Consider the following 26,402-nt stretch of genomic DNA (forward strand, 5'->3'; position numbering starts at 1 on the left):
GCTAGACTGTCTCAGGGTAAACCCCCCATTATCCACAGCACCGCCGGGTGCGTCCACCTATCGCTTGCGAACCTTCATGAGCTCCCTTTTCGATTCCGTCGAACTTGCGCCGCGCGACCCCATCCTGGGGTTGAATGAACAATACAACGCCGACTCCCGCCCCGGTAAGGTCAACCTGGGCGTCGGCGTGTATTACGACGACGACGGCCGCATCCCGCTGCTGTCCGCCGTCCGCAAGGCCGAGACGGCGCGCATCGAGGCGGCCGCGGCGCGCGGCTATCTGCCCATCGAGGGCATCGCCGGCTACAACAAGGGTGCCCAGACGCTGCTGCTCGGCGCCGACTCCCCGCTGGCGGCCGAAGGCCGCGTCCTGACGGCCCAGGCCCTGGGCGGCACGGGCGCCCTGAAAATCGGCGCCGATTTCCTGCGCCAGCTGCTGCCGCAGGCCAAGGTCCTGATCAGCAATCCCAGCTGGGAAAACCACCGCGCCCTGTTCGAGCGCGCCGGCTTCCCGGTCGACACCTACGCCTACTACGATCCCGCCACGCACGGGCTGGACTTCCAGGGCATGCTGGCCTCGCTGCGGGCCGCCCCGGCCCAGACCGTCGTCGTGCTGCATGCCTGCTGCCACAACCCCACCGGCGTCGACCCCACCGCCGAGCAATGGCAGCAGATCGCCCAGGTCGTCAAGGAACGCAACCTGGTGCCCTTCCTCGACATCGCCTACCAGGGCTTCGGCGCCGGGCTCCAGGAAGACGCCGCGGTGGTGCGCCTGTTCGCCGACCTCGGCCTGACCATGCTGATCAGCTCGTCGTTCTCCAAGTCGTTCTCGCTGTACGGCGAGCGCGTGGGCGCCCTGACGGTCGTGGCCGGCAACCAGGACGAAGCCAAGCGCGTGCTCAGCCAGCTCAAGCGCGTCATCCGCACCAACTACTCCAACCCGCCCACCCACGGCGGCACGGTCGTTTCCACGGTGCTGAACACCCCCGAGCTGTACGCGCTCTGGGAACAGGAACTGGCCGGCATGCGCGACCGCATCCGCCTGATGCGCCAGCAACTGGTCGACAAGATCAAGGCCGCCGGCGCCACCCAGGACTTCAGCTTCGTGCTGCAGCAGCGCGGCATGTTCTCGTATTCCGGGCTCACCGCCGCCCAGGTCGACACGCTGCGCGAAGAGCACGGCATCTACGCCGTCTCGAGCGGCCGGATCTGCGTGGCGGCCCTCAACAGCCGCAACATCGACACCGTGGCCAAGGCCATCGCGGCCGTCCTCAAGCAGTAAACCGGCGGCAGGCGCCCCGCCCCGCCCGCACAGGCCTCCGCAAGGAGGCCTTTTTCATGCCGCGCTCGACCGCCGGCCGGCCCGGCCGAAAGAGCAGGCACTTGCATTTTTGCCGCGGGTCGTCCAGAATCGCCGCTGTATATCCATACAGTTCGAACCGGAATACCGCCATGGCCAGCAAACTCACCGACCGCCAGCAGGAAATCCTCGATCTCATCCGGCAAACGGTCGCGCGTACGGGGTTTCCGCCCACCCGCGCCGAAATCGCCCGGGCGCTGGGCTTCCGCTCTCCCAATGCGGCTGAAGACCATCTCAAGGCCCTGGCCCGCAAAGGCGCCATCGAACTCACCGCGGGCGCCTCGCGCGGCATCCGCCTGAAGGACCCCGCCGCCGAGGCAACGGCCGCCGCCGCGCCCGCCATGGCGGGCCTGGCCGACGCGGTCGGGCGCCTGCTGCTGCCGCTGGTGGGCCGGGTCGCGGCCGGCAGCCCCATCCTGGCGGCCGAACACGTCGAACGCGAAGTCGGGGTCGACGCCGGCCTGTTCGCCCAGGCGCCCGACTATCTCCTGAAGGTGCGCGGCATGAGCATGCGCGACGCCGGCATCCTCGAAGGCGACCTGCTGGCCGTCAAGCGGGCGGCCGAGGCCCGCAACGGCCAGATCGTGGTCGCCCGCCTGGGGGACGACGTCACCGTCAAGCGCCTGCAACGCCACAATGGCCGCATCGAATTGCTGCCCGAAAACCCCGACTTCTCTCCCATCGTGGTCGACGGCACCCAGGAATTCGCCCTCGAAGGCATCGCGGTCGGGCTCATCCGCACCCACGCCCTGCACTGATCCCCGCCCCGCGCGGCGGATGACACAAAAAAGGGTGGCCCGCGGGCCACCCTTTTCCATCGCCGCCAGCCACGCTGGCGGCGCCTGCCTGGCGATCAATGCTTGAACATCGGGTCGCCGGGGGCGCCGGTTTCCGCCGGCTTGGCCACCAGCGCCTCCTTCACCGCCTCTTCCTCGGCCAGCGGCTCGGGCATGCGCTCCAGCGCCATTTCCAGCACCTTGTCGATCCAGCGCACCGGCACGATCTCGAGGTGATTCTTGACGTTGTCCGGAATCTCGGCCAGGTCCTTGACGTTCTCTTCGGGAATCAGCACGGTTTTGATGCCGCCCCGATGCGCCGCCAGCAGCTTTTCCTTCAAGCCGCCGATGGGCAGGACTTCGCCGCGCAGGGTGATCTCGCCGGTCATGGCGACGTCGGCCCGCACCGGAATGCGCGACAGCGCCGACACCATGGCGGTGGTAATGGCGATGCCCGCCGAGGGGCCGTCCTTGGGCGTGGCGCCTTCCGGCACGTGCACGTGCATGTCGTGCTTCTCGAACACGCTGTCGGCAAAACCCAGGCGGCGTGCGCGCGAACGCACCACCGTGCGCGCCGCCTCGACCGACTCCTTCATGACGTCGCCCAGCGAGCCGGTGCGCTGGATGGCGCCCTTGCCCGGCATGTCCGCGACTTCGATGGTGAGCAGGTCGCCGCCGACCTCGGTCCAGGCCAGGCCGGTCACCTGGCCGATCTGGTTTTCCTTCTCGGCCATCCCGAAGGTGTAGCGCCGCACGCCCAGGTAGTTGCTGAGGTTGTCGGCGTCGACATGCACCGGCGCATGAGGCTGCTCAGGCTTGCCCTCGGCCTTGGCCTTGTCGCTTTGCGCGAGCAGTTCCTTGACCACCTTGCGGCAGATCTTGCCCACCTCGCGCTCGAGCGCGCGCACACCCGCTTCGCGCGTGTAGTAGCGCACGATATCGCGCAGCGCGGAATCGTCGACCGTCAGTTCGGCATCCTTCACGCCGTTGTTCTTCATCAGCTTGGGCAGCAGATGGTCGCGGGCGATGTGGATCTTCTCGTCTTCGGTGTAGCCCGACAGGCGGATGACTTCCATGCGGTCCAGCAGCGCCGGCGGGATGTTCAGCGTGTTGCTGGTGGCCACGAACATGACATCGGAGAGGTCGAAATCCACCTCGATGTAGTGGTCCTGGAACGTGTGGTTCTGTTCCGGGTCGAGCACTTCCAGCAGCGCCGAGGACGGATCGCCACGGAAATCCATGCCCAGTTTGTCGATCTCGTCGAGCAGGAACAAGGGATTGCGCACGCCCACCTTGCTCATGTTCTGGAGGATCTTGCCGGGCATCGAGCCGATGTATGTGCGGCGGTGGCCACGGATCTCGGCCTCGTCACGCACGCCGCCCAGCGCCATGCGCACGAACTTGCGGTTCGTCGCGCGCGCGATGGACTGGCCGAGCGAGGTCTTGCCCACGCCCGGAGGGCCCACTAGGCACAGGATCGGCGCCTTGACCTTGTCGACGCGCTGCTGGACGGCCAGGTATTCCAGGATGCGTTCCTTGACCTTTTCCAGGCCGTAGTGGTCGTCGTCGAGCACCGTCTCGGCATTGCCGATGGAGTTGTTGATCTTGCTCTTCTTCTTCCAGGGAAGATTGATGAGCGTATCGATGTAGTTGCGCACCACCGTGGCCTCGGCCGACATGGGCGACATGAGCTTGAGCTTCTTGAGCTCGGCATCGGCCTTCTTGCGCGCTTCTTTGGGCATGTGCGCGGCGATGATCTTCTTTTCGAGCTCTTCGATGTCGGCGCCTTCTTCGCCTTCGCCCAGTTCTTTCTGGATGGCCTTGACCTGCTCGTTCAGGTAGTAGTCGCGCTGGCTCTTCTCCATCTGCTTCTTGACGCGTCCACGGATGCGCTTCTCGACCTGGAGAATGTCGATCTCGGTTTCGAGCTGCGTGAGCAGCCCCTCGAGGCGCTCGGACGTGCCGAGGATCTCGAGCATTTTCTGCTTCTGCTCGAGCTTGAGCGGCAAGTGCGCGGCAATGGTATCGGCCAGGCGGCCGGCATCATCGATGCCCGCCAGCGAGGTGAGGATCTCGGGCGGGATCTTCTTGTTGAGTTTGACGTACTGTTCGAACTGGGCAACGATGGCGCGGCGCAGGGCCTCGGTCTCGGAGCCCTGCACGGCGTCGGGCTCGACCGGCGTCACCTGGCAGACGAAATGCGATTCGGCGTCGTCGATGCTGTCGATGCGGGCGCGTTGCGTGCCTTCGACCAGCACCTTGACGGTGCCGTCGGGCAGCTTGAGCATTTGCAGGATGCCGGCCACGCAACCGATCTCGTAGACGTCGTCGGGCGTGGGGTCGTCCTTGCCGGCGGACTTCTGGGCCACCAGCATGATGCTCTTGCCCGCCTCCATGGCCACTTCCAGCGCCTTGATCGAGCGCGGACGGCCCACGAACAGCGGGATGACCATATGCGGAAACACCACCACGTCGCGCAGCGGCAGCAGCGGCAGGTCGATGGGTTCGGAAGGCAGGGTCTGACTGGCAGACATAGAGGATTCCTTGGTATGACTCGGCGTATCGGGAACGGAATCGCGGGTGCGTGACCCATTTATCCGTGTCGGTTACGTCTGATATGGGAACGATAGCCGAAAAATCAAGCAGCCGGCGCCCGGATGGCGCTCAGAGGCAAAAAAACCCGTTACAAAACGGGTTTTTTGCTGTGTTTTCAAGCGGCTGCGCCGCGCACCTGGTTGCGGGCCGGCTTGTCCGGCGCGGCGGCCTCGTCGGCGTAGATGAGCAGCGGCTTGCCGTCGCTGTCGATGACGTTTTCATCGAGCACCACCCGGCTGACGTTGCCCTGGGAAGGCAGGTCGTACATGGTGTCCAGCAGCGCCGCCTCGATGATGGAGCGCAGGCCCCGGGCCCCGGTCTTGCGCTTGAGCGCCTTGCGGGCGATGGCTTTGAGCGCGCCGGGACGCACGTCGAGCTCGGCGCCTTCCATGGCGAACAGCTTCTGGAACTGCTTGATCAGCGAGTTCTTGGGCTCGGTGAGGATCTGGACCAGCGCGGCTTCGTCGAGCTCGTCCAGGGTGGCCACCACGGGCAGCCGGCCGACCAGTTCGGGGATCAGGCCGAACTTGATCAGATCTTCCGGCTCGACCTCGCTGAACAGCTCGCCCACGCCCCGCTCGGACTTGGCCCGCACGGAGGCGGAGAAGCCGATGCCGGATTTCTCGGTACGGTCGCGGATCACCTTCTCGAGGCCATCGAAGGCGCCGCCGACGATGAACAGGATATTGGTGGTGTCGACCTGGACGAAATCCTGGTTGGGATGCTTGCGCCCGCCCTGCGGGGGCACCGAAGCCACGGTGCCCTCGATGAGCTTGAGCAGCGCCTGCTGCACACCCTCGCCCGAGACGTCGCGAGTGATCGACGGGTTGTCGGACTTGCGCGAGATCTTGTCGATTTCGTCGATGTAGATGATGGCGCGCTGCGCCTTCTCGACCTCGTAGTTGCAGTTCTGCAGCAACTTCTGGATGATGTTCTCGACGTCCTCGCCGACGTAGCCCGCTTCCGTCAGCGTGGTGGCGTCGGCCATCACGAACGGCACGTTGAGCATGCGCGCCAGCGTCTGGGCCAGCAGCGTCTTGCCCGAGCCGGTGGGGCCGATGAGCATGATGTTGCTCTTCGAGAGCTCGACCTCGTCGCCCTTGATCTCGCCGTGGCGGATGCGCTTGTAGTGGTTGTAGACCGCCACCGCCAGCATGCGCTTGGGCAGCGTCTGGCCGATGACGTATTGGTCCAGGAAGGTCTTGATTTCAGCCGGCGTGGGCAGTTCGGACCGTATGGCCGCGCGCGCGGTCGCCTGAGCTTCCTCGCGGATGATGTCGTTGCAGAGGTCGATGCATTCATCGCAGATGAACACCGACGGCCCTGCGATCAGCTTGCGGACTTCGTGCTGGCTCTTGTTGCAGAACGAGCAGTGCAGTACCTTTGCGTCGGCCGATCCCTTTTTTTCAGGCATATGTGTTTCGTATCTCTGGTGAGAACGCGCCCGCCGGGAATCGGCCGGCGCATTCAACGCTTACTCGGACGTGACGGCACCGCACAGGCCCGGGGGATTCCGTTCGACTAGCCCTCGGAACGGGATGCGAGAACCTTGTCCACCAGACCATACGATACCGCATCTTCGGCCGACATGAAGTTGTCGCGCTCGGTGTCCACGGCAATGCGCTCCACGGGCTGGCCGGTATTCTCGGCCAGGATGCGGTTCAGGCGCTCGCGCAGGTCGAGGATCTCGCGGGCCTGGATCTGGATATCGGAAGCCTGGCCCTGGGCGCCGCCCGAAGGCTGGTGAATCATGATGCGGGAATTCGGCAGCGTGAAGCGCTTGCCCTTCTTGCCGGCGGCAAGCAGGAAAGCCCCCATGCTGGCCGCCAGCCCGGTGCACAGCGTCGAGACGTCGGGCTTGACGAACTGCATGGTGTCGAAAATGGCCATCCCGGCGTACACCGACCCGCCCGGCGAGTTGATGTACAGCGAGATGTCCTTGTCGGGGTTCTCCGATTCCAGGAACAGCAATTGCGCCACGATCAGGTTGGCCGTGTTGTCGTTGACCGGGCCGACCAGGAAGATGAGGCGCTCGCGCAGCAGGCGCGAGTAGATGTCGTACGCACGCTCGCCGCGCCCGGACTGCTCGATGACCATCGGGATATATCCCAGGCCAGTGGGCGTGACCGACGACCCGCCGTACATTGCCGCATAGAAATCGGTGAAACGCTGCATGCTTACGCCATCCCCATCAGCTGATCGAAAGGCACCTGCTCTTCGGTGACCTTGGCTTTTTCCAGCACGTGCTGCACCACGTTGTCTTCGAGCACGATGGCTTCGATTTCGGCGCGGCGCTGGCGGTCGGTCAGGTAGTAGCTGACGACCTGCGCGGGCTGCTCGTAATTTTGCGCGAACTCTTCGATGCGCGCGCGCACCTGCTCGGGCTTGGCTTGCAGCTGCGCCTGCTTGACCAGTTCGGACACCAGCAGGCCGAGGCGCACGCGACGCTCGGACTCGGTGGCGAAGGCTTCCGCCGGAATGGGCACCGACTCGGCGTTGGGCACGCCGCGTTGCTTCAGTTCCTCGCGGGCGGCCTGGACGCGGTTCTGCACGTCGCTGTCGACCAGCGCCTTGGGCACGTCGAACTTGCCGGCCTCGACCAGGGCGTCCATGACGCTGGCCTTGGTGCGGCCCTGCGTGCGCGCCTTGACCTCGCGCTCGATGTTGGTGCGGATGTCGGCCTTGAGCTTCTCGACATCGCCTTCCGGCTGGCCGAGCGCCTTGGCGAAATCGCCATTGACCTCGGGCAGCACGCCTTCGGCGACTTCCTTGACCGTGATGGTGAATTCGGCGGTCTTGCCGGCGACTTCCTTGCCTTGGTAGTCGTCCGGGAACTTGAGCGGGAATACCTTGGTTTCGCCCGCCTTCAGGCCTTGGGCGGCCGCCTCGAACTCGGGCAGCATGCGTCCCTGGCCCAGCACGAACGGGAAGTTCTCGGCCTTGCCGCCTTCGAACGGCACGCCGTCGATGGTGCCCGCGAAATCGAGCGTGACGCGGTCTCCATCCTGGGCGGCGCGGCCTTCGCGGGCCTCGTAGGTGGCGCGCTGCTTGCGCAGCACGTCGAGCGTCTGCTGGACTTCCGCGTCGGACACGGCGGTCTCGTAGCGGGTCACGGCCAGCGCGGCCAGATCGGGCACGGCCACTTCGGGATAGACCTCGAAGGTGGCGGTGAAGGCCAGCGTGTCGTCGGCCACGCCTTCGGTCTTCGGTTCGAGCGTGGGCGCGCCGGCGACGCGCAGCTTGGCGCTATCGATGGCCTGCTCGAAGGCACGGCCGACCTGGCCGTTGATCACATCGTAGCGAATGCCGGGGCCGTGGCTGCGCTCGAGCATGGCCAGCGGCGCCTTGCCCGGACGGAACCCGGGCACCTTGGCGGTACGAGCCACGCGCTTCAGCTGCGCCTGGACTTCCTTTTCGACGTCGGCCACCGAAACCGCGAGGTCGACGCGGCGTTCCAGACCAGAGAGGGTTTCAACCACAGGCTGCATCAAAATTTTCCGAGAAATTGGGTGAACGAACGAATAAACAGGGCATTTTACCGGAAAGTTCAAGCCCTCCGCGACAGGCGCAGCCCGCAGCCTGGGGAAGTCCCCAAGGAAGCCGCCCGGCCGGCCCGCGAACCGGGTGCCGCACTGGCCAGGCGCGCGGCGCCCCGACGGCTCGGCGGCCGAATCGAGGCCCCTGGCAGCCCTGCATCGGCGCAGCGCCCCGCGCACGACAAAACGCCCCCATCGGCGCACGGCCGCATGGGGGCGGGAAGCGCGGGCCCGGCCGCGCGAGCGCTAGCTGGTGACCTTGATGTTCTTGGCGCTGGGACCCTTGGGCCCCTGCCCCACATCGAACGTCACGCGCTGGTTCTCCTGCAGCGACTTGTAGCCTTCGCTGCTGATTTCCGAGTAGTGCGCGAAAAGATCCTTGCTGCCGTCATCGGGCGTGATGAAACCGTAGCCCTTTTCAGCGTTGAACCACTTGACGATACCTGTTGCCATGGATGTGTCCTTCAGATAGCGATTGCTCGCGGAGCGACAGGCAGAACGGCAAGCGCGTCGCCAGCCCAGTGTAGGTGCGGCCAATGAAAAACGTCAGATATTGCAAATTGATGCAAATTCGTCGGCGCCGGGCCATGGCGCCGCTCCCCGATATGGCGTCCGGGCAACAAAAAAGCCCCCGCAGGGGCTTTTCGGAGCGCCAGGCCTTACAGGACCTGGATTTTCGTTGCTTGCGGACCCTTGGGACCATTAGCCGTCACAAAGCTGACGCGTTGGTTCTCTTCGAGGGACTTGAAGCCGTTGGCCTGAATTTCGGAAAAATGCGCGAACAAATCCTTGCCGCCTCCTTCCGGAGTAATAAAGCCGTAGCCCTTTTCCGAGTTGAACCACTTAACGACGCCGGTTTCCATACTGTGTTTCCTAGAGATAATGGGCAAATGCCCGGGGTCACGAATCAATCAAGGAGGGGACAGTAGAACAATAACGCTGGCCGGCAAAGGCACTGCACTGATCGAAAATCGCAACGCTTGAGATCGTGTGCCGTCACTATCGTCAGGTTCCCCTCACAAGTCAACATAATCCTCAAAAATACGTGCCAATAATGCAACAAAGCGCAACGGCACGGGGGCGGATTTGGAACTATTCAGGCGCGGGATGGTCCCGCGCGTGTGCGCAGCCCGCGCGCGTCAAGGTTCGAGCGGCAGCCCCAGCAGGTCGAGGGCGGCGTTGTAGGCGTCCGCATCGGCGCACAGGAACACGGCCACATCGCCCGGATTGATGTTGTCGAGCACCTGGTCGACCTGTTCTTGCGCCGTGTCGATCGCATCCACGGCCGCCACATGGATCTCCGCGCCCGCCTCGACCTTCTCGCGCGGGACGATATCGGCCACGGCTTCCAGGTCGGCAACGCCGGTCACCACATAGGCGTCGATGCGCTCGCCATCCAGCGTGGTCTGCAGGGCAAGGCCGCCGGGGATCTCGGCGACTTGGCGACTGGTGATGTCCATGATCGGGGTCCTTTGCATGCGCGGGGACGCGACTATACCAGCCCGGCAGGCGGCGCGCAGCGGCTGGCCGCTGGGCCGCGGCGCGGGATGCTGGTATGGTGCGTCATTCATGGGCGGCCTTTGGGAGGAAACAGCCATGCAACGCGATTTCGACCTTGTGGTCACGATACTGAGCGAACTGCGCGATGCCGACACCGCCGCGATGTCGGAAGCCCACATCGTAACGGCCGTGCACGCCAGCATGCAGGATGCACCGCCCGCGCCATTGATTGCCCACCACCTGGACATCCTGGCCGATGCGGGGCTGATCAAGGCCGCCCTCTCGATGGACGGCAGCCCGCACGAGGCGCACTGGCGCCTGACCTGGAAAGGCTACGATGCGCTCGACCAGCAGGACGGCGACGAAGACGAGGACGAGGACGAGGAAGACGACGACTGAGGCGCCGGCTCAGCCGAGACGGCCGGGGACGCGGCGCGCGAGCCGCTGCTGGCGCACGCGCCGGGCCAGCAGCGTGGCGGCGGTGCCGATGACCAGGAAGAACATGAACGAGGCCACGGCCAGCAGCGCGACCAGCTCGCCCAGGCCGGCGCGCGAGGCCAGCAGGGCCACGGCCGCCAGCACCACCAGGCCGGTCAGGGCCACGCCGGCAAGGCTGCGCGCCACGCTGCCGCAGCGCCCCAGCGCCGCGCCGCTGGCCAGGGCCAGCGCCACCACGGCAGCCATGGCCCAGAAGATGTACTCGTAGTGCTGCACCGCGCCATCCGGCAGGTTGTGGCCGCCCCCGTCAAAGGGAGCGGCCGGGAACTGGTGCGAAGGGCGGGACTCGAACCCGCACACCTGTTACGGCGTCAGGACCTAAACCTGGTGCGTCTACCAATTTCGCCACCTTCGCAAAGCCAAGCCCGGTATTGTAGCTTGCTTGCTAAAATCTTGCGCCATGAACTCGCGCCTCGATGCCCTGCATCCCTATCCCTTCACCAAACTGCGGGCACTGCTCGAATCGGCCGGGCCCGCGCCCGCCGGGTTGGCCCCGATCGACCTGTCCATCGGCGAGCCCAAGCATGCGGCCCCGGCATGCGTGGCGCAAGCGCTGCGCGACAACCTCGCCGGCCTGTCGGTGTACCCCGCCACCAAGGGCGACGCCGCGCTGCGCTCGGCCATCGCCCAGTGGCTGGCGCGCCGCTACAGCATCCCCGCCCCGGACGCCGACACGCAGGTGCTGCCCGTGCTGGGATCGCGCGAAGCGCTCTTCGCGTTCGCGCAGACGGTGATCGACGCCGCCGCGCAGCCCCTGGTGGTGTGCCCCAACCCGTTCTACCAGATCTACGAAGGCGCCGCGCTGCTGGCCGGCGCGCAGCCCTACTACGTCAACGCCGACCCCGCGCGCAACTTCGGCAGCGATTGGCGCAGCGTGCCCGACGACGCCTGGCGCCGCACCGCGCTGGTGTTCGTGTGCTCGCCCGGCAACCCGGCCGGCAACGTCATGCCGCTGGACGACTGGCGCACGCTGTTCGAACTGTCCGACCGCCATGGTTTCGCGATCGCATCCGACGAATGCTATTCCGAGATCTATTTCGACGAAGGCGACCCTCCCCTGGGGGCGCTGCAGGCGGCGCGCCGCCTGGGCCGCGACGATTACAAGAACCTGGTGGTGTTCTCGAGCCTGTCCAAGCGCTCCAACGTGCCGGGGCTGCGTTCCGGATTCGTGGCGGGCGATGCCGCGCTATTGGCGCGCTTCCTGCTGTACCGTACCTATCATGGCAGCGCCATGAGCCCGATCGTCTCGGCAGCGAGCGTCGCCGCCTGGAGCGACGAGACCCATGTCCGCGACAACCGCGCGCTGTATCGCGACAAGTTCGCCGCGGTCGTGCCGCTGCTGCAGCCTGCGCTGGACGTCCAGCTGCCGCAGGCCTCGTTCTACCTGTGGGCGGCCGTACCCGGCCCGGACACGACGTTCGCCCGCGACTTGTACGCCCGTACCGGCGTGACCGTGCTGCCGGGCAGTTTCCTGGCGCGCGAGGCGCACGGCGTCAATCCCGGCCAGGGCCGCATCCGCATCGCGCTGGTGGCGCCCCTGGCGCAATGCGTCGAGGCCGCCAGCCGCATTGCCCACTTTGCCAGCACTACGCTTTGACCAACTTTTTCACTGACTGAGCCGCTATGACTCTCGACCTGCAAACCACTATTGAAAATGCCTGGGAAAACCGGGGCAACCTGTCGCCTGTCGACGCCAGCGCGGAAGTGCGCGAGGCGGTCGAGCAAACCATCGCCGCCCTCGACCTGGGCCGCCTGCGCGTGGCCGAGAAGACCGAGGCCGGCTGGATCGTGCACCAGTGGGTGAAGAAGGCCGTGCTGCTGTCGTTCCGGCTGCAGGACAACGCCGTCATGGGCCAGGCGCCCCTGCAGTTCTACGACAAGGTGCCGCTCAAGTTTTCCGAGTACGGCGACGCCGCATTCAAGCACGGTGGCTACCGCGTCGTGCCGCCGGCCGTGGCGCGCCGCGGCGCCTTCATCGCGCGCAATGTCGTGCTGATGCCCTCCTACGTCAACATCGGCGCCTACGTCGACGAAGGCACCATGGTCGACACCTGGGCCACCGTGGGTTCGTGCGCCCAGATCGGCAAGAACGTGCACCTGTCGGGCGGCGTCGGCATCGGCGGCGTGCTCGAGCCGCTGCAGGCCAACCCGACCATCATCGAGGACAACTGCTTCATCGGCGCGCGTTCCGAAGTGGTGGAAGGCGTGGTGGTCGAGGAGAACTCGGTGCTGGCCATGGGCGTATACCTGTCACAGAGCACCAAGATCTACGATCGCGCCACCGGCAAGATCACCTACGGCCGCGTGCCTGCGGGCTCGGTGGTGGTGCCCGGCTCGCTGCCCGCCGAAGACGGTTCGCACAGCCTGGCCTGCGCCGTCATCGTCAAGCGCGTGGACGCGCAGACTCGCGCCAAGACCAGCATCAACGACCTGCTGAGGGCCTGATGAGCGCCGACAGTGCCGTACTTTCGCTGGTGCGCGAGCTGATCTCCCGCCCCTCGGTGACGCCCGACGACGTCGATTGCCAGATGCTGCTGGCGCAGCGCCTGGAACAAATCGGCTTCCGCTGCGAGACCATCGCGCGCGGCGGCGTCACCAACCTGTGGGCGCGGCGCGGCAAGTCCGCCCCGCTGATCGTGTTCGCCGGCCATACCGACGTGGTCCCCCCCGGCCCGCGCGACAAATGGGACAGCGACCCGTTCGTTCCCACGGAGCGCGACGGCTACCTGTACGGCCGCGGCGCGGCCGACATGAAGAGCTCGATCGCCGCCTTCGTGGTGGCGGCCGAGCGATTCGTGGCGGCCCATCCGCAGCACGAAGGCTCCATCGCCCTGCTGATCACTTCCGACGAGGAAGGCCCGGCGGTCGACGGCACCGTGATCGTGTGCGACGAACTGAAGGCGCGCGGCGAACAACTGGACTATTGCATCGTGGGCGAGCCGACCTCGGGCGACACCCTCGGCGACACCTGCAAGAACGGCCGGCGCGGCTCGCTGTCGGGCCGGCTCACGGTCAAGGGCATCCAGGGGCACGTGGCCTATCCGCACCTGGCGCGCAACCCGGTGCACCAACTGGCGCCGGCGCTGGCCGAGATCGCGGCCACGGAATGGGACCGCGGCAACGAGTACTTCCCACCCACCACCTTCCAGGTGTCCAACCTGCGCGCCGGCACCGGCGCCACCAATGTGGTGCCCGGCGAGGCGGTGGTGCTGTTCAACTTCCGGTTCTCCACCGCCAGCACGCCCGACAGCCTGCAAGCACGGGTGCACGCCATCCTCGACAAGCACGGGCTGGAATACGACCTGGACTGGGAGCTGGGCGGCGAACCTTTCCTGACGCCGCGCGGCCCGCTGACCGACGCGCTGGTCGAGGCGATCCGCGCCGAGACCGGCGTGACGGCCGAACTGTCGACCACCGGCGGCACCTCGGATGGGCGCTTCATCGCCAAGATATGCCCGCAGGTGATCGAGTTCGGCCCCTGCAACGCGACCATCCACAAGGTCAACGAGCGCATCGAGCTGGCTGCGCTGGAGCCGCTCTCGAACATCTACCGCCGCACGCTGGAAAACCTGCTGCTGCCCCGCTGAACCAAGGCCTGTATGCCCTCTTCCGACCGACAAGACCTGCGCACGCTGCGCGACCTGATCCGCTATGGCGTGTCGCGCCTGTGCGAAACGGGCGCAGCGCTGGGGCATGGCAGCGACAACCCGTGGGACGAAGCCGTCTACCTGGTATTGCATGCGCTGCACCTGCCGCTGGACACGCTCGATCCATTTCTGGATGCCCGTGTCCTGCCGCACGAGCGCACCCGCGTACTCGAGCTGCTCGACCGGCGGGTCGCCGAGCGCGTGCCCGCGGCCTACCTGACCGGCGAAGCCTGGCTGCGCGGCCACCGCTTCCAGGTCGACCCGCGCGTCATCGTGCCGCGCTCGCCCATCGCCGAACTGCTGGACCAGGGGCTGGCCCCCTGGGTGGAACCGGCCAACGTCGAAGCGGCGCTCGATATGTGCACCGGCTCGGGCTGCCTGGCGATCCTGGCCGCGCTGGCCTTTCCGCAGGCGCATGTGGACGCGGTGGACGTATCCGCCGACGCGCTGGAAGTGGCGCGCCGCAACGTGGCCGACTATGCGCTGCAAGACCGCCTGGCGCTGCGCCGCAGCGACCTGTTCGACGACTTGCCGGCGCGCGCCTATGACGTCATTGTCTGCAACCCGCCCTACGTGAACAGCGCCTCGATGGCCGACCTGCCGGCCGAGTACCGTCACGAGCCGGCGCTGGCGCTGGCGGGCGGCACCGACGGCATGGACCTGGTGCGGCGCATCCTGCGGGACGCGCCGCGCTACCTGGCGCCCGGCGGCGTGCTGGTGCTGGAGATCGGTCACGAGCGCGAGCACTTCGAGGCGGCCTTCCCGGCGCTGGAGCCGGTATGGCTGGAGACCGAAGCCGCCAGCGACCAGATACTGCTGCTCACCCGCGAGCAACTGGCCCAGGGCCAATGATTTGTAGGATCCGCTTTTCGTGATACGCGCCTCCGGATTGACCCTGCGCCGCGGCACCAAGGTGCTGCTGGAAGACGCGGACTTCGTCGTGCATCCCGGCGAACGCGTCGGCATCGTCGGCAAGAACGGCGCCGGCAAGTCGTCGCTGTTCGCCCTGCTGACCGGCGCGCTGGATCCCGACGCCGGAGGCATCGACCTGCCGGCCGGGTGGCGCATCGCCGGCGTCCAGCAGGAAATCGCCGCCGACGAGCAGCCCGCGCGCGAGTTCGTCATCGATGGCGACGCGCACCTGCGGCGTTTGCAGGCGCAGCGCGCGGCGCTCCAGGACGATCAAGGCACACAGATCGCCGAAACCGAGGCGGCGCTGGTCGAGGCCGGCGCGTGGAGCGCCGCATCGCGCGCCGAACAGCTGCTGGCCGGCCTGGGTTTCAAGCCGGACGAATGGATGCGTCCGGTGGCGAGCTTCTCCGGCGGCTGGCGCATGCGGCTGGCGCTGGCTCGCGCACTCATGGCGCCCTCGGACCTGCTGTTGCTGGACGAACCCACCAACCACCTCGACCTGGACGCCATGCTGTGGCTCGAGAAATGGCTGGCGGCGTATCCCGGCACCGTGCTGCTGATCTCGCACGACACGGAATTCCTCGATGCAGTGGCGCGCGCCATCCTGCATTTCGACCATGGCAAGCTGGTGCGCTATCGCGGCGGCTACCAGGACTTCCTCACCCAGCGCGCCGAGCGCTTGCGCCAGACCAGCCTGGCGCACGAGCGGCAGGCGCGCGAAGCCGCCCGCCTGCGCAGTTTCATCGACCGGTTCAAGGCCAAGGCGACCAAGGCCAAGCAGGCGCAGAGCCGCGTCAAGGCCCTGGCCCGCATGGAAACGCTGGCGCCCCTGCATGCCGAGGCCGGCATCGACATCCGCATCCCTTCGCCCGACCACATGCCGGACCCGCTGCTGGCGCTCGAGCACCTGTCGGCCGGCTATACCGACGCGGCCGGCAACGCGGTGCCGATCCTGCGGGACGTGACACTGATGGTGCGGGCCGGCAGCCGCATCGGCATCCTGGGCGCCAACGGCGCCGGCAAGAGCACGCTGATCAAGACGCTGGCCGAGGAATTGCCGGCCCAGGCGGGCGAGCGGCGCGCCTCGCGCGGGCTGGCGATCGGCTATTTCCACCAGCACCAACTCGACATGCTGGACCTGGATGCCACGCCGCTGGCGCATCTGGCGCGCCTGGCGCCGGACACCCGCGAACAGGAGCTGCGCAACTATCTGGGCGGGTTCGGCTTTTCCGGCGACGCGGCGACCGGCCCCGTAGGCCCCATGTCGGGCGGCGAAAAGGCTCGCCTGGCGCTGGCGCTGATCGTATGGCAGAAGCCCAATCTGCTGCTGCTGGACGAACCCAGCAACCACCTGGACGTCGAAACGCGCGAAGCGCTGGCGACCGCGCTGGCAGAATTCGCCGGCAGCATGCTGCTGGTCTCGCACGACCGGCATCTGCTGCGCACCACGGTCGACAGCTTCTGGATCGTGGCCGACGGCGGCGTGCGCGAGTTCGATGGCGATCTCGAAGACTACCGCGATTGGCTGGCTGCCCGCACCGCCCAGGAAAAAGCCGCCGACACCTTGGCGCGCGACCCCTCCGGCGCGGCCGAACCCGTGAACCGCAAGGCCCAGCGCCGGCTCGAGGCGGAGCAGCGCCAGCGGCTGGCCGCCTTGCGCAAGCCGCTGGAAAGCGAACTGGCCAAGGTCGAGGCAGACATGGAGAAAATCCGCGCGGCGCTGCACAAGCTGGACGATCTCATCGCCGACGCGGACCTGTATTCCGACGCGCGACGCGCCGAGCGCCAGCAAGTCATGGCCGAGCACGGCGACCTGGGCAAGCGCATGGGCGCGCTGGAAGAACGCTGGCTGGAACTGCAGGAAGCGCTCGAGGACATCCAGCAAGCCGGCTAGCGCGCCGCCGGCGCCCGGCCTGCCCGCTTCACTCGCCGAACACGTCGCACACGGTATTGCGCAGCCACTGATTGGCCGGCTCGCGGTGATTGCGCGCGTGCCAGAAGACGTTGATGACCGATTCCGGGATCTTCACCGGGCAAGCCGCGGCCGCCAGGCCGAACGGCTCGCAGGCGCAATCGGCGAAACGCCGCGGCACCACCGCGATCATGTCGGTATTCTGCAGGACCGGACCGACGGCCATGAAATGCGGCACTGTCAGCCGCACCCGCCGCGCAATGCCGCTACGCGCCATGATTTCGTCCACCACGCCATGGCCGGTGCCCTCGGCCAGGATCGCCACGTGCTCGGCGGCCCGGAACTGGCGCAGCGTGACACTGCCGCCCGCCAGCGGATGGCCGCGGCGGAACAGGCATACGTAGGGCTGGCTGAACAGCCGGCGCTGGAAAAAGCCGCTCTTGAGCGCCGGCAGGAACCCCATGGCCAGGTCCATGCGGCCGCGCTCCATCTCGTCGCGCACGTCGATGGAGGTGGTGCGCGCCGTGCGGATGGTGACCTCCGGGGCCAGCCGCCCCAGGTGCTGCATCAAGCGCGGCAGGAAATAGGTTTCGCCCACGTCATTGACGCCGATGACGAAGCCGCGCCGGCTGCCGGCCGGCTCGAAGCGGGTGCGCGCATTCAAGGTGTCGCGGATCGCGTCCAGCGCGCCCGCCAGCGGCCCCGCCAGGCCCTCGGCGTAGGGAGTCGGCACCATGCCGCGCGAGGTGCGCAGGAACAGGTCGTCGCCCAGCAAGCGGCGCAGCCGGTTCAGCGCGTTGCTGACCCCGGGTTGCGACACCCCCAAGCTGGCGGCCGCCGCCGAAACACTGCCGTGCTTGAGCAGGGCGTCGAATACGACCAGCAGGTTGAGGTCGACGTCTTTCAGATCCATGCTTGTCTCCACCATTATTGATTCTGGTGATCTGCCTTATTCACGAAATTCTATTTATTAATTTGTAGGAACGCACGATGATCGCCTCATAACGACACCACACCCTGGAGACACCATGCGCCACCCCGCCCCGCCGGCCACGCCGGCGCAACCCTGTACCCGGGATACCCCATGAACGGCGCCGCGCCCTCTTCCGCCATGCCCGCCTGGCCCGGCGCAGGGTCCAGCCGGATTCCCTTCGGCGTGTATACCGACCCGGCCCTGCACCAGCGCGAAATGGAGCGCTTCTTCTACCAGGGGCACTGGAACTATGTCGGCCTGGAGGCGGAGATTCCGCAGCCGGGCGATTTCCGGCGCACCGCGATCGGCGAACGCTCGGTGATCTTGGTGCGCGACAGCGGCGGCGAGGTGCGGGTGCTGGAGAATGTCTGCGCACACCGGGGCGTGCAATTCTGCCGCGCGCGCGCCGGCAACCGCAGCGAATTCGTCTGCCCCTACCATCAATGGAATTACGACCTGCAGGGCCGCCTGATCGGCGTGCCGCTGCGGCGCGGCGTCAAGCAGGATGGCCGGGTGCAGGGCGGCATGCCGCCGGATTTCGACCCGGCGGAGCACGGGCTGACGCAACTGAAGGTCGCCTGCCGCCATGGGGTGGTGTTCGCGTCGTTCGACCATGGCGTCGAGCCGCTGGAAGAGCTCCTGGGCCCGGACATCCTGCATTATTTCGACCGCGTGTTCGACGGACGCGAGCTGGTCATACACGGCTACAGCCGGCAGCGCATCGCCGGGAACTGGAAACTGATGCAGGAGAACATCAAGGACCCATACCATCCCGGCCTGTTGCACACGTGGTTCGTGACATTCGGCCTGTGGCGGGCGGACAACCGCTCCCAGCTGAAAATGGACCGCCACTTCCGCCATGCGGCAATGATCTCGACGCGCGGCCAGGGTGGCAAGGGCTCGGTCACCCAGGGCGTGGCCAGCTTCAAGGAACAGATGCAGCTCAACGACGACCGCTTCCTGGACATCGTGCCCGAGCCGTGGTGGCAAGGCCCCACGGCGGTGCTCATGACCCTGTTCCCGAGCCTGATCATCCAGCAGCAGGTCAACTCGCTGTCCACTCGCCATATCCAGCCAGTGGGGCACGATGCCTTCGATTTTGTCTGGACCCACTTCGGTTTCGCCGAAGATACGCCAGACATGACGCGCCGGCGCCTGCGCCAGGCGAACCTGTTCGGCCCGGCCGGCTTCGTCTCGGCCGACGACGGCGAAGTCATCGAACTATCGCAGGCCGGTTTCGCGCAGAAGCCGTTCCATCGGGCCGTGGCGGAGCTGGGAGGCTACACGGCGGAGAACACCGACCACATGGTGACGGAAACCCTGATCCGCGGGATGTACGCCTACTGGCGACGGGTGATGGAGGCCTGAATATGATCGATTTCCCGACGTACCAGGCCCTGGCGCGGCTGTATGCCGACTATGCCGCGACGCTCGATGCGGGCGACTGGGCCCAATGGCCGGAATTCTTCGTGGACGATTGCGTCTATCGCATCGTGCCGCGCGAGAATTACGACAACGGCCTGCCGCTGGCCACGCTGGCCTTCGAAAGCAAGGCCATGCTGCAGGACCGCGTCTATGCCATCAGTGAGACGATTTTTCACGATCCGTACTACCAGCGCCATGTCGTGGCCGCCCCCCGCGTGCTGGCGGCGGACGCGGACCAGCTCGAATGCGAGGCCAGCTATGCGGTGTTCCGCACCAAGCCGAGCCAGCCGACCACGGTCTTCAATGTCGGCCGCTACATCGACGTGATCCGCCGCACGCCGCAAGGCCTGAAGTTCGCCAGCCGGCAATGCGTGTTCGACAGCGAGCTGATTGCGAATTCGCTGATCTATCCGCTCTGACACCCTGGGACCCTTGCCGATGACCACTGCCCTCTGGACCCCCGCCCTGCCGCATGGCGAATTGGCCGCCGACGACGTCACGCCCTGGGATGCGGGCGGTCGCGAAATCGCGCTATACGCGGTGGGCGACGCCGTCTATGCCACCGACAATCTCTGCACGCATGGGCTGGCCCGCCTGTGCGACGGCTTCCTGGAAGGTCATGAAATCGAATGCCCGCTGCACCAGGGCCGCTTCGACGTGCGCAGCGGCAAGGCCCTGTGCGCGCCGCTGAAAGAAGATATCAAGACCTATCCCGTGAAAATCGAAGACGGCATGGTCTACGTACAGGTCTGGGGCGAGACTCAGGAATAGGGCCGTTCGCGCCGCTGACGGTGCTGCTCCAGCACCGTATCGATCACCGCGCGCAGGATCGTCGCGGCCAGTTCCGGCGGGACGCCCGCGTCGACGGCCAGCTCGCGGATGCGGGCGAGCTGCTGCTCGACGCGGCGCGGATCACCGGACTCGAGCCCGTGCGCCTGCTTCAGGTCGTCGAGCATGTCGGTGCAACGGAAACGCACCCCCAGCAGCAGCATGATCTGCTGGTCGATCTCGTCGATCTCGGCGCGCAGCGCCTGCAGGTCGGGTTCGGAAGCGTCGCTGCCGGTCATGGCAATCACCCCTGGATGATGTCGAGCTTGGCGATGCCCAGCGCCAGGGTCTTGGCGCCGACATCGCGAAACTGGATCTGCGCCTGGGCGTCCTGACCGGACCCGCTCAGGCCGATGATGGTGCCGTCGCCGAAACGCGCGTGCCGCACCCCCTGGCCAATACGATACTGCCGATCGCCGACGGTGACGCCGCTGGTCACGCCGCGCGGCGGACGCGGCGCGATCGTACCGGTAGGCCGGCGACCGAACGCGTCGCCGTGGCCGCTCCAGGCCGCCGAGGCGCCGAACCCGGCGTGCGCATGACTGCTGCCGGCGCGCGGCGTCAGCCATTTGAGGTGCTGTTCGGGAATCTCGTCGAGGAAGCGCGACCGCATGGCGTAGCGCGTCTGGCCGTGCAGCATGCGGCTCTGCGCCAGGCTGAGATACAGGCGCTGGCGGGCACGCGTGATGGCCACGTACATGAGGCGCCGCTCTTCCTCGAGCCCCGACGGTTCGAGGATGCTGTTCTCGTGCGGAAACAGGCCTTCCTCGAGCCCGGTGATGAACACCGCGTCGAACTCCAGCCCCTTGGCCGCGTGCACCGTCATCAATTGCACGGCATCCTGGCCGGCCTGGGCCTGGTTGTCGCCGGCTTCCAGGGCGGCGTGCGCGAGGAACGCGGCCAGCGGCGTCAGGCCGTCGGGCGGCGTATCGGCGCCAAGGTCGGGCACGACGCCGGCGGGCAAGCCGTCGTAGTTCTCTTCCGAGGCGAACACGGCCGCCGCGGTGATCAGCTCGTTGAGGTTCTCGAGCCGTTCGGCTCCTTCGCGCTCGGTCTTGTAATGGGCGACCAGGCCGCTGGCATCCAGCATGTGCTCGACCAGCTCCGGCAGCGGCAACGCGCGCGACGGCGCCGAACAGGCTGGAATCGAGCTCGCGCGCGGCGTCGGCCAGTTGCTCGAGCGTGCGGGCGCCGATGCCGCGGGTCGGGAAATTGACCACGCGCATCCAGGATGTGTCGTCGTGCGGGTTGGCCATCAGGCGCAGGTAGGCCAGCGCGTGCTTGATCTCCTGGCGTTCGAAGAAGCGCAGGCCGCCGTAGACCTTGTACGGGATGCCGGCCGAGAACAGCGCGTGCTCGAGCACGCGCGACTGCGCGTTGCTGCGATAGAGCACGGCGATTTCGCGGCGCAGGCTGCCTTCGTTGATCAGCGAGCGCACCTCGTCGACCAGCCACTGGGCTTCCATGCCGTCGGACGGCTGCTCGATGACCCGCACGGGCTCGCCTTCGCCCTGCTCGGTCCAGAGGTTCTTGCCCAGGCGGCCATTGTTGTGGCCGATGAGCGCGTTGGCCGAATCGAGGATGTGCCCGTACGAGCGGTAGTTCTGTTCGAGGCGGATGACCGTGCCGCGCGCGTAGTCGCGCTCGAAGTCGGCCATGTTGCCGACATTGGCGCCGCGAAAGGCGTAGATGGACTGGTCGTCGTCGCCCACCGCGAAGATGGATGCCCCGCCGCCGGCCAGCAGCTTGAGCCACTGGTACTGCAGCGTGTTGGTGTCCTGGAACTCGTCGACCAGGATATGGCGGAAGCGCCGCTGGTAATGCTCGCGCACCGGCGCGTTGCGCACCAGCAGTTCGTGGGCGCGCAGCAGCAGCTCGGCGAAATCGACCACGCCTTCGCGCTGGCACTGGGCCTCGTAGAGCTGGTAGATCTCGATCAGGCGTCGCCGGTGGCTGTCGTGGGCCTCGAGATCGCCGGGCCGCTGGCCGTCTTCCTTGGCGCCGTTGATGAAGCGCTGCACGTCGCGCGGCGGGTACTTTTCATCGTCGATGCCGTTGGCCTTGAGCAGGCGCTTGATGGCGGCCAGCTGGTCGGTGGTATCGAGGATCTGGAACGTCTGCGGCAGGCCGGCGTCGCGGTGGTGCGCACGCAGCATGCGGTTGCACAGGCCGTGGAAAGTGCCGATCCAGAGGCCGCGCGTGTCGAGCGGCAACATGGCCGACATGCGCGCCAGCATCTCGCGCGCCGCCTTGTTGGTGAACGTGACGGCCAGCAGGCCAAATGGACTGGCCTGGCCGGTTTGAATCAGCCAGGCCATGCGGGTGGTCAGCACCCGGGTCTTGCCGCTGCCGGCCCCGGCGAGGACCAGGGCATGCTGCGGTTCGAGCGTTACGGCGGCGCGTTGTTCAGGGTTGAGCTGCTCTAGCATCATGCCGCGTAGCGGCTCAGGCGGAGGGCGAATTGCTCGAGCCCGGCGATGCCGCTTTGCTGGGCGCGCTGGCACCAGGCCTGCAAGTCATGCAGCAATTGCTCGCTGCTGGCGCTGGAGCTTTCCCACAGGCGGCCGAGCTCGCGGCGCATCTGGACCAGGGTGGACAGCGAGTGGTGCTGTGCGATGGCGCGGTCGACCTCGGCGCGCTGTTCGGGCTGCAGGACCTCTTCGTTGCGGTGGAGCCAGCGGCGCACGCGCAGCAGGCGCGAGGCGGCCGCGCCGTCCTGGGCGGGCTTGAGCTTGGCCAGTTCCTCGCGGGCGGCGGTCTTGACGATGTCGGCGTAGCGCGCCATGACCTCGTAGCGGTGCGTGATGACGCCCTGCAGGGTGCGCAGGTCGATGGCCTTGACGCTGGATTCGAGCTTGAGCTTGGGGGCTACCTTCTTGACCTTGGCGAGCCCGAAGAACTTCAGCACGCTGATGTAGCACCAGCCGATGTCGAATTCGTACCACTTGGCCGAGAACTTGGCCGAGGTGCCGTGCGCGTGGTGGTTGTTGTGCAGCTCTTCGCCGCCGATGATGATGCCCCACGGAAACACGTTGGTGCTGGTGTCGGGGCTGTTGTAGTTGCGGTAGCCCCAGTAGTGGCCGATGCCGTTGACCACGCCGGCGGCCCAGAACGGGATCCAGGCCATCTGCACGGCCCAGACGGTCAGGCCGATGGCGCCGAACAGGGCCACGTCGATGCCCAGCATGATCATCACGCCCAGCAGGCTGTGCTTGGAATACAGGTTGCGCTCGAGCCAGTCGTCGGGGGTGCCGTGGCCGAACTTGGCCATGGTTTCCTTGTTGGCCGACTCCAGGCGATACAGTTCCGCGCCGCGGAACAGGACTTTCCAGACGCCGAACAGCATGGGCGAGTGAGGATCGCCCTCTTTTTCGCACTTGGCGTGGTGCTTGCGGTGGATGGCGACCCATTCCTTCGTGACCATGCCGGTGGTCATCCAGAGCCAGAACCGGAAGAAGTGCATGACCGCGGGATGCAGGTCGAGGCCGCGATGCGCCTGGCTACGGTGCAGGAAGACCGTGACCGACACGATGGTCACGTGCGTCAGCGCCAGCGTATACAGGACGATCTGCCACCAGGTGGCTTGGGCAAGCCCCCCGGAAAGGAAGGAAAGGAATTGATCCATAAAGCTTTTTTAAGCCTCGCTTGAAGTTGGCAGGCAGTTTAGCCTACCTGGTTTGCTTATGACAGCGTGGTTTCAAAATAGTTTTCAAATCAAGGGCTAAGCCTGTATTTTCGCATCGCGCCAAGCTGGCGTCCATGCGTCATAGATGGGGCCGCCCAGCCCGTTGCACACCCGCGATTGTACGTTTTGCTACACAATCGCTGGCAAAATGCCGGCTGTTCCGTATCGGCCGCGTGCGCCGCCCTGCCCCACCATGCGATTGCCCTCCCGCGCCCGCTTTATCTGTCCCCTTTTGTTGGCGGGCCTGTCGGGCGGCACGGTTGCCCAGCCGGCCCCGGTCGCCGCCGAATTGGCCACGACCGTCGCCGCGGGCCGGGAAATCGTGCTGGCAAGCTACTATGAAGTCCACCCTGGCTCGTGCCGGCCCCTGCGCGCGCCGCTGGTGCGCGTCACCGCCCCGCCCCGGCTGGGCAGCGTCACTGTCGTGCGCAGCCAACAGGTGCCGGTCAAGGCCGGTCGCTGCCAGACCGTGGCGGCGCCGCTGGTGCAGGTGCGCTACCGGGCCAGCCGGTCCGGCACCGATTCGCTGGCCTGGGACGTCGCCTACCAGGACCGCGCCACGGGCACGCAGCGCGCCCGCGCGCAGATCCAGGTGCGGCCGGGCAACAGCGCCCGCTAGGCGGGCTCCGCGTCGGTCCCGGCGGGTTCGACGGCCGGGGCCGGATCGGCCGCGCCCGTTGCCTTCTTGCGCTCGAACACGGCCGCGAAGAAGCCGTCGGTGCCGTGGACATCCGGCCGCAACTGCACATAGGGCCCGCTCAGGCCGAGGCCGGCGCAGCGGTTGGCAAGCAGCGCCGCGCCGTCGACCAGTTCAAAATCGGGATGGCTGGCCAGGAACTGCTCCGCCTGCACCTGGTTTTCCTCGGCCAGCAGGCTGCAAGTCGCATACACCAGGCGTCCGCCTGGCGCGACGCAGCGGGCCGCGCTGTTCAGGATGCGCGTCTGCAGGGCGCCCAACTCGGCCAGGGCTTCCGGATGCTGGCGCCATTTCAGGTCGGGATTGCGCCGCAAGGTGCCGATGCCGCTGCACGGCGCGTCGACCAGCACGCGCTGGGCCTTGCCCGCCAGCCGCTTGACGCGCGCATCGTTCTCGCCGTCGATGGCCACCGGCACCACGTTGGACAGGCCGCTGCGCGCGAAGCGCGGCTTGGCGCGGGCCAGCCGGGCGGCCGAGACGTCGAACGCATACAGGCGGCCGGTCGAACGCATCAGCGCCCCCAGCAGCAAGGTCTTGCCGCCCGCGCCGGCGCAGAAATCGATGATCATTTCGCCGCGGCGCGGCCCCACCAGCAGCGCCAGCAGCTGGCTGCCCTCGTCCTGCACTTCGAGGCTGCCGTTCTCGAATTGCGGCCAGCGATTGACCGCGGGCCGGCCGGCCAGGCGGATGCCCCAGGGCGAATACGGCGTGGGCTGCGGGTCGAAGCGCGCGGCCGGGCCCTCGCGCAGCCCGGCCAGCACGGCGTCGCGCTCGGCCTTGAGCGGGTTGACGCGCAAGTCCAGCGGCGCCGGCCGGTTCAGGGCGGCCATCAGCGCGTCGGCATCGTCCAGGCGCCCCAGGCGCTCGTCCAGCCAGTCCGGCATGCTGGCGCGCACGGCGCGCGGCAGCGCCGCCTGGTCGATGTGGCCGACGCGCTGCAACCATTCGGCCTCGGCCGCGTCCAGCCCGTCGCGCAGGGCGGGCCCGCCCAGGGTGGCGGCCAGCCCCAGGATGGCCAGGCGCCGCGAGGCGGGGCCGACGCCGCTTTCCGAGAGCTGGCGATAGCGGCGCAGGTGCCGCAGGACGTCGTAGACGGCCTCGGCCACCTCGCCGCGATCGCGCGCGCCCAGCGCCGGGTGGGCCCGCAGCCAGTGCGACAGCGCGGCATCGGCCGGGTAGGTCCATTGCAGGATCTCGCCCAGCGCGCGCTGCACCTGGTCGATGCGGATCGCCGCGGGCGGGGTGCGCGGCTGCGCGGCCGGCCCGCCGGCCGGGGGACGGCGGGCGCCGCCGCGCGCCGGCGCGGGGCGGCTGGAGGCGGAGGAGCCGGCGCTGCGGGGCCGGGAGGCGGAATGCTTGCTCATGATTCTTCCAGTGAGGCCGGGGCAACAGCCTCGGCCGGTAAAACTACCAGGGGACGCCGGCGGCTCAGGCCGCGCCGGCCCCCATGAACAGTCGTGGCGGCTCGCCGTCGACCTCGACCCGCTGGTCGGACGTCAGGCGCACCCGGCCTTGCGCCAGCCAGCGCACGGCGGCCGGGTAGACCTGGTGCTCCACGGCCAGCACGCGCCCGGCCAGGGCCTCCGGCGTATCGCCGGCCAGTACCGGCACGCAGCCCTGGGCGATGATCGGCCCGTGATCCAGCACCGGCGTGACGAAATGCACGGTGCAGCCATGCAGGCGCACCCCGGTGGCCAAGGCTTGGGCGTGCGTGTGCAGGCCCGGGAACATGGGCAGCAGCGACGGGTGGATATTCACCAGGCGGCCGGCGTAATGATTGACGAAGGCCGGCGTCAGCACGCGCATGAAACCCGCCAGCAGCACATAGTCCGGCTCATGGCGGTCGATTTCCTGCGCCAGGGCGGTGTCGAAGGCTTCGCGGCTGGGGAAGTCCTTGTGGTACAGCGCGGCCGTGGCGATGCCCTGCTCCTGCGCCCACTGCAGCCCGGCGGCATCCGGGCGGCTGGCGACCACGGCGCGGACTTCGGCCGGCCATGCCTCGTCGCGGCAGGCGCGCACCAGGGCTTGCATATTGCTGCCGCGCCCCGAAATGAGGAT

General features: G+C 67.3%; 25 protein-coding genes, 1 tRNA gene and 1 pseudogene. 12 read left to right on the forward strand and 15 right to left on the reverse strand.

Annotated elements, in window-relative coordinates; genetic code table 11:
* Positions 1–76 precede the first annotated feature (76 nt).
* Complete coding sequence (locus CAL24_RS13575) at positions 77–1,282, forward strand: amino acid aminotransferase (protein ID WP_028355700.1); 1,206 nt, start codon at positions 77–79, stop codon at positions 1,280–1,282.
* A 170-nt stretch (positions 1,283–1,452) separates the two neighbouring features.
* Positions 1,453–2,118, forward strand: a complete 666-nt coding sequence (gene lexA / locus CAL24_RS13580) for a transcriptional repressor LexA (protein ID WP_028355699.1) — start codon at positions 1,453–1,455, stop codon at positions 2,116–2,118.
* Positions 2,119–2,213: 95 nt separating this feature from the next.
* Here lexA and lon read toward each other — a convergent pair whose 3' ends face one another.
* The 7 genes from lon to CAL24_RS13615 all read right to left on the reverse strand — a co-directional run bounded on the left by lon (position 2,214) and on the right by CAL24_RS13615 (position 9,727).
* Positions 2,214–4,670, reverse strand: coding sequence for an endopeptidase La (gene lon / locus CAL24_RS13585; protein WP_028355698.1), 2,457 nt, complete (start codon positions 4,668–4,670; stop codon positions 2,214–2,216).
* 176 nt (positions 4,671–4,846) lie between these two features.
* The gene (gene clpX, locus CAL24_RS13590; RefSeq protein WP_028355697.1) at positions 4,847–6,145 is read right to left on the reverse strand and encodes an ATP-dependent Clp protease ATP-binding subunit ClpX; all 1,299 of its coding nucleotides are present in this window, start codon (positions 6,143–6,145) and stop codon (positions 4,847–4,849) included.
* Between the two features lie 107 nt (positions 6,146–6,252).
* Entirely contained in the window at positions 6,253–6,906 is a 654-nt protein-coding gene (clpP, locus tag CAL24_RS13595) for an ATP-dependent Clp endopeptidase proteolytic subunit ClpP (protein ID WP_028355696.1), read from the reverse strand.
* 2 nt (positions 6,907–6,908) lie between these two features.
* On the reverse strand, positions 6,909–8,219 hold the full coding sequence (tig, locus tag CAL24_RS13600) for a trigger factor (RefSeq protein WP_028355695.1): 1,311 nt from the start codon (positions 8,217–8,219) through the stop codon (positions 6,909–6,911).
* Between the two features lie 294 nt (positions 8,220–8,513).
* A complete protein-coding gene (locus CAL24_RS13605) occupies positions 8,514–8,720 on the reverse strand; it encodes a cold-shock protein (RefSeq protein WP_028355694.1) in 207 nt (68 codons plus the stop codon).
* Between the two features lie 206 nt (positions 8,721–8,926).
* A complete protein-coding gene (locus tag CAL24_RS13610; protein ID WP_028355693.1) occupies positions 8,927–9,130 on the reverse strand; it encodes a cold-shock protein in 204 nt (67 codons plus the stop codon).
* 276 nt (positions 9,131–9,406) lie between these two features.
* Positions 9,407–9,727: a hypothetical protein gene (locus tag CAL24_RS13615; RefSeq protein ID WP_028355692.1), complete on the reverse strand. Its 321-nt coding sequence runs from the start codon at positions 9,725–9,727 to the stop codon at positions 9,407–9,409.
* 136 nt (positions 9,728–9,863) lie between these two features.
* Here CAL24_RS13615 and CAL24_RS13620 point away from each other — a divergent pair, with 136 nt between their 5' ends.
* The gene (locus CAL24_RS13620) at positions 9,864–10,166 is read left to right on the forward strand and encodes a DUF2513 domain-containing protein (protein ID WP_094806958.1); all 303 of its coding nucleotides are present in this window, start codon (positions 9,864–9,866) and stop codon (positions 10,164–10,166) included.
* Positions 10,167–10,175: 9 nt separating this feature from the next.
* On the opposite strand, the gene CAL24_RS13625 is transcribed toward CAL24_RS13620, so the two are convergent.
* On the reverse strand, positions 10,176–10,481 hold the full coding sequence (locus CAL24_RS13625; RefSeq protein ID WP_419670679.1) for a hypothetical protein: 306 nt from the start codon (positions 10,479–10,481) through the stop codon (positions 10,176–10,178).
* Positions 10,482–10,533: 52 nt separating this feature from the next.
* A tRNA-Leu gene (locus tag CAL24_RS13630) sits at positions 10,534–10,620 on the reverse strand.
* Positions 10,621–10,665: 45 nt separating this feature from the next.
* Here CAL24_RS13630 and dapC point away from each other — a divergent pair.
* The 5 genes from dapC to CAL24_RS13655 are packed head-to-tail and all read left to right on the forward strand — an operon-like array spanning position 10,666 to position 16,718.
* Entirely contained in the window at positions 10,666–11,862 is a 1,197-nt protein-coding gene (gene dapC, locus CAL24_RS13635) for a succinyldiaminopimelate transaminase (protein ID WP_170947085.1), read from the forward strand.
* A gap of 26 nt (positions 11,863–11,888) precedes the next feature.
* Positions 11,889–12,710: a 2,3,4,5-tetrahydropyridine-2,6-dicarboxylate N-succinyltransferase gene (gene dapD, locus CAL24_RS13640; RefSeq protein ID WP_028355688.1), complete on the forward strand. Its 822-nt coding sequence runs from the start codon at positions 11,889–11,891 to the stop codon at positions 12,708–12,710.
* Positions 12,710–13,852: a succinyl-diaminopimelate desuccinylase gene (gene dapE / locus CAL24_RS13645; RefSeq protein WP_028355687.1), complete on the forward strand. Its 1,143-nt coding sequence runs from the start codon at positions 12,710–12,712 to the stop codon at positions 13,850–13,852. Before dapD ends, dapE begins: the two co-directional genes overlap by 1 nt.
* Before the next feature lie 12 nt (positions 13,853–13,864).
* Positions 13,865–14,764, forward strand: a complete 900-nt coding sequence (prmB, locus tag CAL24_RS13650) for a 50S ribosomal protein L3 N(5)-glutamine methyltransferase (RefSeq protein ID WP_094806960.1) — start codon at positions 13,865–13,867, stop codon at positions 14,762–14,764.
* A gap of 19 nt (positions 14,765–14,783) precedes the next feature.
* Complete coding sequence (locus tag CAL24_RS13655; RefSeq protein WP_094806961.1) at positions 14,784–16,718, forward strand: ABC-F family ATP-binding cassette domain-containing protein; 1,935 nt, start codon at positions 14,784–14,786, stop codon at positions 16,716–16,718.
* A gap of 28 nt (positions 16,719–16,746) precedes the next feature.
* On the opposite strand, the gene CAL24_RS13660 is transcribed toward CAL24_RS13655, so the two are convergent.
* Positions 16,747–17,649 (reverse strand): LysR family transcriptional regulator, encoded by a 903-nt coding sequence (locus CAL24_RS13660; protein WP_094806962.1) that lies wholly within the window; start codon positions 17,647–17,649, stop codon positions 16,747–16,749.
* 171 nt (positions 17,650–17,820) lie between these two features.
* Here CAL24_RS13660 and CAL24_RS13665 point away from each other — a divergent pair, with 171 nt between their 5' ends.
* From CAL24_RS13665 to CAL24_RS13675, 3 genes are read left to right on the forward strand one after another with little or no spacing between them, the layout of a single operon-like run.
* Positions 17,821–19,077 (forward strand): aromatic ring-hydroxylating dioxygenase subunit alpha, encoded by a 1,257-nt coding sequence (locus CAL24_RS13665; RefSeq protein WP_094806963.1) that lies wholly within the window; start codon positions 17,821–17,823, stop codon positions 19,075–19,077.
* A gap of 2 nt (positions 19,078–19,079) precedes the next feature.
* Positions 19,080–19,553, forward strand: coding sequence for an aromatic-ring-hydroxylating dioxygenase subunit beta (locus CAL24_RS13670; RefSeq protein WP_028355682.1), 474 nt, complete (start codon positions 19,080–19,082; stop codon positions 19,551–19,553).
* 19 nt (positions 19,554–19,572) lie between these two features.
* A complete protein-coding gene (locus tag CAL24_RS13675; protein WP_028355681.1) occupies positions 19,573–19,905 on the forward strand; it encodes a non-heme iron oxygenase ferredoxin subunit in 333 nt (110 codons plus the stop codon).
* On the opposite strand, the gene CAL24_RS13680 is transcribed toward CAL24_RS13675, so the two are convergent.
* The 3 genes and pseudogenes from CAL24_RS13680 to CAL24_RS13690 form a co-directional block, all read right to left on the reverse strand.
* Positions 19,896–20,201, reverse strand: a complete 306-nt coding sequence (locus tag CAL24_RS13680) for a chorismate mutase (protein WP_028355680.1) — start codon at positions 20,199–20,201, stop codon at positions 19,896–19,898. The genes CAL24_RS13675 and CAL24_RS13680 overlap by 10 nt on opposite strands.
* Before the next feature lie 5 nt (positions 20,202–20,206).
* A pseudogene (locus CAL24_RS13685) lies at positions 20,207–22,394 on the reverse strand (UvrD-helicase domain-containing protein).
* On the reverse strand, positions 22,391–23,587 hold the full coding sequence (locus CAL24_RS13690) for a DesA family fatty acid desaturase (protein WP_028355678.1): 1,197 nt from the start codon (positions 23,585–23,587) through the stop codon (positions 22,391–22,393). Before CAL24_RS13690 ends, CAL24_RS13685 begins: the two are co-directional and overlap by 4 nt.
* 253 nt (positions 23,588–23,840) lie before the next feature.
* Here CAL24_RS13690 and CAL24_RS13695 point away from each other — a divergent pair, with 253 nt between their 5' ends.
* On the forward strand, positions 23,841–24,266 hold the full coding sequence (locus CAL24_RS13695; protein WP_141218086.1) for a hypothetical protein: 426 nt from the start codon (positions 23,841–23,843) through the stop codon (positions 24,264–24,266).
* Here CAL24_RS13695 and CAL24_RS13700 read toward each other — a convergent pair.
* Positions 24,263–25,708, reverse strand: a complete 1,446-nt coding sequence (locus CAL24_RS13700; protein WP_051439541.1) for an RsmB/NOP family class I SAM-dependent RNA methyltransferase — start codon at positions 25,706–25,708, stop codon at positions 24,263–24,265. The two genes, CAL24_RS13695 and CAL24_RS13700, sit on opposite strands and share 4 nt — an antisense overlap.
* A gap of 64 nt (positions 25,709–25,772) precedes the next feature.
* Positions 25,773–26,375 (reverse strand): phosphoribosylglycinamide formyltransferase, encoded by a 603-nt coding sequence (gene purN, locus CAL24_RS13705; protein WP_432759295.1) that lies wholly within the window; start codon positions 26,373–26,375, stop codon positions 25,773–25,775.
* Positions 26,376–26,402: the final 27 nt, after the last annotated feature.

It is taken from the genome of Bordetella genomosp. 2 (assembly GCF_002261345.1).
Taxonomy (GTDB): Bacteria; Pseudomonadota; Gammaproteobacteria; order Burkholderiales; family Burkholderiaceae_B; genus Bordetella_A.

What these genes read in the sequence shown, in the direction of transcription:
- CAL24_RS13575 (WP_028355700.1), top strand. Translation starts at nt 77, where the DNA reads ATGAGCTCCCTTTTCGATTCCGTCGAACTTGCGCCGCGCGACCCCATC.
- lexA (WP_028355699.1), top strand. Translation starts at nt 1,453, where the DNA reads ATGGCCAGCAAACTCACCGACCGCCAGCAGGAAATCCTCGATCTCATC.
- lon (WP_028355698.1), bottom strand. Translation starts at nt 4,670, where the DNA reads ATGTCTGCCAGTCAGACCCTGCCTTCCGAACCCATCGACCTGCCGCTG.
- clpX (WP_028355697.1), bottom strand. Translation starts at nt 6,145, where the DNA reads ATGCCTGAAAAAAAGGGATCGGCCGACGCAAAGGTACTGCACTGCTCG.
- clpP (WP_028355696.1), bottom strand. Translation starts at nt 6,906, where the DNA reads ATGCAGCGTTTCACCGATTTCTATGCGGCAATGTACGGCGGGTCGTCG.
- tig (WP_028355695.1), bottom strand. Translation starts at nt 8,219, where the DNA reads ATGCAGCCTGTGGTTGAAACCCTCTCTGGTCTGGAACGCCGCGTCGAC.
- CAL24_RS13605 (WP_028355694.1), bottom strand. Translation starts at nt 8,720, where the DNA reads ATGGCAACAGGTATCGTCAAGTGGTTCAACGCTGAAAAGGGCTACGGT.
- CAL24_RS13610 (WP_028355693.1), bottom strand. Translation starts at nt 9,130, where the DNA reads ATGGAAACCGGCGTCGTTAAGTGGTTCAACTCGGAAAAGGGCTACGGC.
- CAL24_RS13615 (WP_028355692.1), bottom strand. Translation starts at nt 9,727, where the DNA reads ATGGACATCACCAGTCGCCAAGTCGCCGAGATCCCCGGCGGCCTTGCC.
- CAL24_RS13620 (WP_094806958.1), top strand. Translation starts at nt 9,864, where the DNA reads ATGCAACGCGATTTCGACCTTGTGGTCACGATACTGAGCGAACTGCGC.
- dapC (WP_170947085.1), top strand. Translation starts at nt 10,666, where the DNA reads ATGAACTCGCGCCTCGATGCCCTGCATCCCTATCCCTTCACCAAACTG.
- dapD (WP_028355688.1), top strand. Translation starts at nt 11,889, where the DNA reads ATGACTCTCGACCTGCAAACCACTATTGAAAATGCCTGGGAAAACCGG.
- dapE (WP_028355687.1), top strand. Translation starts at nt 12,710, where the DNA reads ATGAGCGCCGACAGTGCCGTACTTTCGCTGGTGCGCGAGCTGATCTCC.
- prmB (WP_094806960.1), top strand. Translation starts at nt 13,865, where the DNA reads ATGCCCTCTTCCGACCGACAAGACCTGCGCACGCTGCGCGACCTGATC.
- CAL24_RS13660 (WP_094806962.1), bottom strand. Translation starts at nt 17,649, where the DNA reads ATGGATCTGAAAGACGTCGACCTCAACCTGCTGGTCGTATTCGACGCC.
- CAL24_RS13665 (WP_094806963.1), top strand. Translation starts at nt 17,821, where the DNA reads ATGAACGGCGCCGCGCCCTCTTCCGCCATGCCCGCCTGGCCCGGCGCA.
- CAL24_RS13670 (WP_028355682.1), top strand. Translation starts at nt 19,080, where the DNA reads ATGATCGATTTCCCGACGTACCAGGCCCTGGCGCGGCTGTATGCCGAC.
- CAL24_RS13675 (WP_028355681.1), top strand. Translation starts at nt 19,573, where the DNA reads ATGACCACTGCCCTCTGGACCCCCGCCCTGCCGCATGGCGAATTGGCC.
- CAL24_RS13680 (WP_028355680.1), bottom strand. Translation starts at nt 20,201, where the DNA reads ATGACCGGCAGCGACGCTTCCGAACCCGACCTGCAGGCGCTGCGCGCC.
- CAL24_RS13690 (WP_028355678.1), bottom strand. Translation starts at nt 23,587, where the DNA reads ATGGATCAATTCCTTTCCTTCCTTTCCGGGGGGCTTGCCCAAGCCACC.
- CAL24_RS13695 (WP_141218086.1), top strand. Translation starts at nt 23,841, where the DNA reads ATGCGATTGCCCTCCCGCGCCCGCTTTATCTGTCCCCTTTTGTTGGCG.
- CAL24_RS13700 (WP_051439541.1), bottom strand. Translation starts at nt 25,708, where the DNA reads ATGAGCAAGCATTCCGCCTCCCGGCCCCGCAGCGCCGGCTCCTCCGCC.
- purN (WP_432759295.1), bottom strand. Translation starts at nt 26,375, where the DNA reads ATGCAAGCCCTGGTGCGCGCCTGCCGCGACGAGGCATGGCCGGCCGAA.